The following is a 6,209-nucleotide window of genomic DNA, read 5'->3' as shown; positions in this document are numbered from 1 at the left end:
GCCCCGCCGCCCGCCCCCCCCCCGGGGGGGGCCGGGGCCCGGGGGGCGGGGGGGGGGGGCCCCGGGGGGCCCGGCCCCGGGGGGCGGGGGGCCCTCCGGCGCACCGGCGCCTCGGTTCCGGCCGTACGGGGGCAGCGCGGTCCTGCCGGAGGCCCCCTCAGGCCCGGTCACGACGGCCCACGGACACGGTGCCCCCGGACTCCAGCGACTCGTGGATCGCCACGACGATGTCCGTCACGGCGGCTCCCTCGACGAGCCCGGGCCCGACCTGTTCGCCACGCTCAAGACGGGTGACGAAGTCCTGCACCATCCAGGTGGGCGGGCCCTGGAGGCGCCCGTCGATCTCGCCGCCGAGCAGGCCGGGCCAGCGGAAGCCGTCCGGGCCCGCCTGCCGGACGCTCTGGTCCTGGAGGTCGACGTACATGGCGGAGCGCTCCCCGACGACCTGGTACTGGAAGTCCACGACGGACGGCATCGAGTCGGGCAGCACCCAGGTCGATGTCAGGTTGGCCGTGGTGCCGTCGTCGAAGGTCAGCAGGGCGTGCACGACGTCCCACGTGTCGACGGAGCGTGCCGCGAGGACGCCGCGGGAACCGCGGGCGTCGACGGCGGTGACCGTGCGGCCGCTGACCCACGTGGCGGCGTCGACGGTGTGGCTCATCAGGAACCAGGCGGGCGACGACTTCGCGGCCCAGCCGATCATCTTCGTCGGTACGAAATAGGTGTTGCTGAGCAGGATGTTCTGCGTGAGGACCCTGCCAAGCGCGCCCGCCGCCGACTGCTCGCGCAACCGCCTGACCGCGGGGTTCCACCGGTTCTCGAAGCCGACCATGCACTGGACGCCCGCGGTGCGCACGGCCTGCGAGATGGCGTCGGTGTCCGCACGCGTCATCGCGAGCGGCTTCTCCACCAGCAGGTGGCAGCCCGCCGCCGCGGCGTCGACGGCGGCCTCGCGGTGGGCGAAGTCGGGCGTCGCGACGATGACCGCGTCCAGCTCCTGCTCGGCGAGCATGCGCCGGTGGTCCGTGTACGCGGCGAGGCCGAAGCCGTCGGCGACTGTGCGCGCGACGGGCTCGGCCACGTCGCACACGGCCCGGACCTCGGCTCCGGGGAAGCCGCGCAGGGACTGCGCGTACATGGAGCCGCGGATACCGCCGCCGATGATGCCGATTCTCTGCATGCCAACCTCGCACAGGGGAACTGCCGATCAAGTATGTCTAGACTCTGTACTAACCTCCTTCGAGTCAACCCCCTCCCCGGTGTGCGTACGAAAGGTGCGGAACATTCGCATGAGCCGCGCGGCCGTGGCGGAGCGGTGCGTCAACGGTGAGGCGGAGGACGCACCTCGTTCCGGTGCTGCGGTCCCGGTGCTGCCGTCCCGGCCTGGCTGCGAGAGCATCCGGCGCATGAACAGGCCGGCGGAGAGCCTCAGTTGCGACCGGGTCGAACTACGCCGCCACAGCGGTGGCGGGCGAGGACGGGCCGACCCCACACGGAGCGCGCCGCACGCTCTCCACGACCGGTATCGGGGCGGCCGAAGGCGTCACGCCGGTCGCGACAGCCCTGGGTTCCCGCTCAGCCGCGCCGTGCGTCGTCGGCGCGGAGAGCCCGGCGGAGCGCCTCCGCCGGGTACGGGGTCTGCCGGTTCTCGTCCTGGACCGTGCCGTAGAAGTCGGTCATCACCGCCGCGAGCGGCGCGTGGCGGGCGAGGATCGCTTTTGCCTCTCGGGGCCCCTCCGGCGGGTCCGCTCCCCGTGCACAGGCGCGGACGAGCGCCTCGCGTTCTTTCCTGTCGTATCCGTACAGAGCCGTGATCAGCCAGTTCACCAGCCAACTGCGGGTGTAGCAGCCGTCGTAGGCCGCGTGCTGCTCGAAGAAGCGGGCCTCGTCCTGTGACAGATCGAATGCGGAGGAGAGCGCGAGGCCGTAGTCGGTGAAGTACAGGCGCCGACCGTCGGCCAGGATGTTGCGGAAGTGGGCGTCGAAGTGCACAAGCCCGCGCGCGTTCATGAAGGACGTGCCGCGCTCCAACTCGCCCTCCACCAGGAGGCAGGCCTCGTCGGCGGCCTCTTCACCGGCCTTGAGCCGCTCGGGGAGCCACTCGTGGAGCGTCTGGGGAATGTACTCCAGGAACAGCACGAGGCACGCGCGGGAGTGCCGAAGGGCAAGCCGTGCCCCTCGGGCCACCGGGTCACGCTGCCAGGAAGGGGTTCAGCAGGGCGAGCAGGGCTTCGGGGCGGTGGAGCGGGACGAGATGGCCGCAGTCCTCGATGACGTGGCCGACGAGGTCGTCCGCCACCGGACGCAACTGCCGCTGGAGCGCCGTGCCGACGGGGTGGGCCCCGATGGCCATGGCGGGCACCGTCAGACGGCGCGTCTCCACGGCCTCCTGGATCTGCCGGGCGCTGGTCGGCAGTGCCCGGTAGTAGGAGAAGGCGCAGCGCAGGGCCTCGGTACCGGTGTACGCGCTGACGAAGGCGGCCCGGACGTCGGGGCGGAGCCCCTGGCCGAGTGTGCCGGAGTCGAGGAACCAGTCGACGTAGCGCGCCTCATGGCCCGCCAGTACGCTCTCCGCGAGGCCGGGGACCGAGTGGAAGCCGAACCACCACGGCGGCCCGCCCGCGAGGAAGTCCTCGGCGCCGGGGAGCGTTCCCAGGAGCGATTCCATGACCACCAGCCGGCTGACGAGATCGGGGCGGCGCATGGCCAGCAGGAAGGCGGGCGGGGTGCCCGCGTCGATGGCGACGACCGCCGCCGAGGTCACGCCGAGCGCTTCAAGGAGCGCTTCCGCGTCGGCGGAGACGGTGCCCGCGTCGTAGCCGTCCGCCGTCCGTTCGCTGGCGCCGAGGCCGCGCAGGTCGGGGGCGATCACCCGGTGCCGTACGGCGAGTTCGCCGATCACCTCGCTCCACAGGCGCCACGTGTGCGGGAAGCCGTGCAGCAGGAGAAGGGCCGGGCCCTCGCCCGCGGTCGCCACGTTGAGCCCGATGCCGCCCGCCGTGACCCGGCGCAGTTCGACCTCGACGGGCGCCGCCGGTCCCGCGGTACTCGACACGAATGGCATGACGCACTCCAGGGGCAGTTACGAATGGTGACAAGCCCACGCTAGGTAACTAGTGTGCGGAGGCCAAGACCGTACTCGCACCACAGGTGGTGAGCTCCAGGTGACCGACTCCCCCGCCGCGCACACGACGGCCGGCTCCCGAACCGCGCACACGACGGCCGACTCCTCCGCCCCGCACACGACGATCGGCGCACGCGGTGATCTCTTCTCGCCGGAGTGCCCGACCCGGCGTCTGCTCGACCGGATCGGTACGAAATGGACGTCGATGGCCGTCAAGGTGCTGGCCGAGGCATCCCCCGGCGAGGTGCGGTTCGCGGAGCTGCGGCGTCGGATGGCGGGTGTCTCGCAGAAGATGCTCTCGGTGACTCTCCAGGGGATGGCACGTGACGGGCTGGTCAGCCGCAGGGTGGAGCCCACGGTGCCGCCCCGGGTGCACTACCGGCTCACCCCTCTGGGCCTCTCGCTCGAAGGCCCGCTGTCCATGGTCCGTGACTGGGCCGAGGAGCACATGGCCGAGATCGACCGCGCCAACGAGCTGAGCAAGCGCCGCGACGCCGAGGGCTGAGCGCCGGGCAAGACTCCGGCGGGCCCGGGCTTGGCGGGCCCCCGGCCCGGCAGCTCAGGACCCGGCGGCTCTCCGGCGGAGCGGGCGCCCCCTGGGCCAGAGGGTTCGGGCGGGCGTTAGGCTGGAGATCACCGGACACGGGGTGCCCCGCGCGGGGCTGAGATCACACCCGTTGAACCTGAACCAGCTCGTACTGGCGGAGGGATGTCTCCCATGGCGCAGTCCCGTACCTCTTCGCAGGAGCGCGGTGCCGTACGCGACGCGCAGCCTCCGGCCTTCCAGGGGCGGATGCCCGCGGAGGCGGGTGACCTGCGCATCGAGACGCGGGGGATCGCGCCGGTGCCCGAGGACCACCGCTACGGCAGGGCCGGGCGGCTGTTCACCGTGTGGTTCGCGCCGAATCTGACGATGACGGGTGTGTTCACCGGGACCCTCGGGGTGGTGCTGGGCCTCGACTTCACCACGGCGATCGTGGCGGTGGTCCTCGGCACGGTCCTCGGTGCCGTGCCGGTGGCGGGGCTCGGCACCTGGGGCAGCAGGACCGGAGCCGGTCAACTGCCGCTGGCACGCCTGGCCTTCGGCGGTGCGGTGGTCGTGCCCGGGCTGCTCCAGTGGGTGTCGTCGGTGGCCTGGGACGCGCTGATCGGGCTGTTCGGCGGGGACGCGCTGGCCCGGCTCTTCGGGTGGCCGTTCTGGCTCGGTGTGCTGGTGATGATGGCCGGGCAGGGGCTGGTCGGGGCGCTGGGATACGAGGCGATCCACCGGCTCCAGAAAGTGATGACGCTGGCGCTCGCGGTGGCGTTCGCGCTGCTCGCGGTGAAGATGGTCGGCGGGGTGCACCCGGCGGCCGTGTCGCACGTGCACGGGGCGGACAGGTTCGGCGCCTTCATGCTGACGAGCACGGTCGCGCTGAGCCTCTCGCTGTCCTGGGCGCCGTACGCGAGCGACTTCAGCCGCTACCTGCCGCGCGGGACGTCCCGTACGCGCATGTTCGTGTGCACCCTTCTCGGGGTGAGCGTGTCCTTCGTGGCGGTGCAGACGCTCGGCCTGTGGGGCGCCTCGGTGTTCACCGATCAGACCGCGAAGGGGGTCGACGGCCTGCTGGGAGGCGGGGCGCTGAGCGCCTTCGGGCTGCTCGCGGTCGCGTGCGCCGCGCTGTGCAGCAACGCGATGAACGACTACAGCGGGTCGCTGGCGCTCCAGACGGTGGGGGTGCGGCTGCCGCGGCCGGTCGCGGCGGCGCTCGCCGCGGCGCTGGGGTTCCCGCTGGTGCTGTGGATGCACGCGGCGGACACGGCGGCACGGTTCCAGAACGTCCTGCTGTTCGTCGGCTACTGGATACCCGGGTTCGTCGCCGTGGTGGCCGTGGACTGGTACGCGCGGTCGCGGGCACGGGGCGGGGCGCCGGTGGATCTGGCGGCCGAGTGGGCGCGGCGGCGGCCGTGGTGGCCCGCGCTGCTCGCGTTCGTGGTGGGTTTCGGCGCGGCCGTGCCCTTCATGAACACGTCGGTGTACGAGGGCTCCGTGGCACGGGCGCTGCACGGAGCGGACCTCGCCTACTACGTCGCGTTCGCGGTGGCCCTCGCCGTGTACCTTCCGCTGCGGCTGCGCGGCGGGGCGCGACCGCGGCGCGCGGTCCATGACTGACGCGCCGCGGTCGCACTCGCCCACCCGCTCGTCCCGGCTCGTCAGATCTTGTTGAAGATCTTGGAGTAGGCGTAGCCCGTCGGCTTGTCGTACTGGTCGACCTCCCAGAAGGACAGTTCCTGCACGCCCTTGTCCGCCGCGAAGCTCTCCAGCGCGGAGGCGTCGGACTGGCTGAAGTTCTCGTCGTCGTCGTTCTGGCCGGCGATGGGGGTCAGCCCCATCCGGGCCCAGTTGTCCGCGGTGGAGCCGCCGTAGATAGAACCGAGCTGCTTGACGGTGGCGTTGGCACCGGATTCGGCGTCCTGGAGCGCGTTCTCGCCGTCGCCGAAGTCCATGGTCATGATGTTGACGAGCGTGGTCTTCACGCCGGCCGACTGGGCGCCGGAGAGCAGGCCGGTGACGTCGGACTCCAGGCCGTCGGGGGCGACGGCGACGGTCCAGTCGATCTGAACGCCCGGCTCCTCCTGCTGGAGGGCGGCGAGCGCCTGGTCCCTGCGCTGGTTGGCGGCGCTGTCGCCGAGTGCGCCGCCCTCGATGTCGAAGTCGAGCCGGTTGGTCCCGTAGGTGTCGACGACCTTCTTGTACGCGGCGGTGAGGTCGGACACGGAGGTGCAGGTCTGTGCGAGCTCCTGGCTTCCGGCGCCGCCGAACGAGATGGCCACGTCGCCGCCCGCCGCCTTGAGGGCGTTGATCTGGGAGGTGTAGGAGCCGACGGGGTCGCCGCCGTCCTCCCAGTTGAGGGTGCAGCCGGACTGCGAGGTGAGGAAGGCCAGGGTGTAGTGGTTCACTCCCGACGCCTGCTGGTCGGCGGCCATGTCCGCCGCCGTGCTGCCGTCGATCTGGAGGTAGGGCGCCGCGTACTGGGCGGGGAACCCGGTGGCGGCGGCGAGGGCGCCGGGGGCGGCGGCCAGCACCGTCATGGCGGGGCAGAGC

General features: G+C 72.2%; 6 protein-coding genes and 1 riboswitch. Of the genes, 2 read left to right on the top strand and 4 right to left on the bottom strand.

All coding sequences use genetic code 11. The annotated features are described in order from the left end of the window. Window positions 1-157: 157 nt before the first annotated feature. From LCE31_RS34980 to LCE31_RS34970, 3 genes are all read right to left on the bottom strand, one after another. Window positions 158-1,180: a Gfo/Idh/MocA family protein gene (locus LCE31_RS34980; RefSeq protein ID WP_225021742.1), complete on the bottom strand. Its 1,023-nt coding sequence runs from the start codon at window positions 1,178-1,180 to the stop codon at window positions 158-160. Between the two features lie 395 nt (window positions 1,181-1,575). Further along, window positions 1,576-2,187 (bottom strand): hypothetical protein, encoded by a 612-nt coding sequence (locus LCE31_RS34975; RefSeq protein WP_308042359.1) that lies wholly within the window; start codon window positions 2,185-2,187, stop codon window positions 1,576-1,578. A gap of 4 nt (window positions 2,188-2,191) precedes the next feature. Then, the gene (locus LCE31_RS34970) at window positions 2,192-3,064 is read right to left on the bottom strand and encodes an alpha/beta fold hydrolase (RefSeq protein WP_225021740.1); all 873 of its coding nucleotides are present in this window, start codon (window positions 3,062-3,064) and stop codon (window positions 2,192-2,194) included. A 184-nt stretch (window positions 3,065-3,248) separates the two neighbouring features. On the opposite strand from LCE31_RS34970, the gene LCE31_RS34965 reads away from it, so the two are divergent. Both LCE31_RS34965 and LCE31_RS34960 read left to right on the top strand, forming a co-directional pair. After that, complete coding sequence (locus tag LCE31_RS34965) at window positions 3,249-3,629, top strand: winged helix-turn-helix transcriptional regulator (protein ID WP_225021746.1); 381 nt, start codon at window positions 3,249-3,251, stop codon at window positions 3,627-3,629. Window positions 3,630-3,757: 128 nt separating this feature from the next. After that, window positions 3,758-3,851: riboswitch (TPP riboswitch) on the top strand. Window positions 3,852-3,917: 66 nt separating this feature from the next. Further along, window positions 3,918-5,276 (top strand): purine-cytosine permease family protein, encoded by a 1,359-nt coding sequence (locus LCE31_RS34960; RefSeq protein WP_225021744.1) that lies wholly within the window; start codon window positions 3,918-3,920, stop codon window positions 5,274-5,276. Window positions 5,277-5,317: 41 nt separating this feature from the next. Here the strand turns inward: LCE31_RS34960 and LCE31_RS34955 are convergent. Then, window positions 5,318-6,209, bottom strand: an 892-nt coding sequence (locus LCE31_RS34955) for a glycosyl hydrolase family 18 protein (protein WP_263632659.1), incomplete at its 5' end; no start/stop codon positions are given.

This window comes from Streptomyces sp. 8L (assembly GCF_020176795.1).
GTDB lineage: Bacteria > Actinomycetota > Actinomycetes > Streptomycetales > Streptomycetaceae > Streptomyces.
The sequence above is the reverse complement of the archived record's forward strand: the minus strand, read 5'-3'. Positions and strand labels throughout refer to the sequence as shown.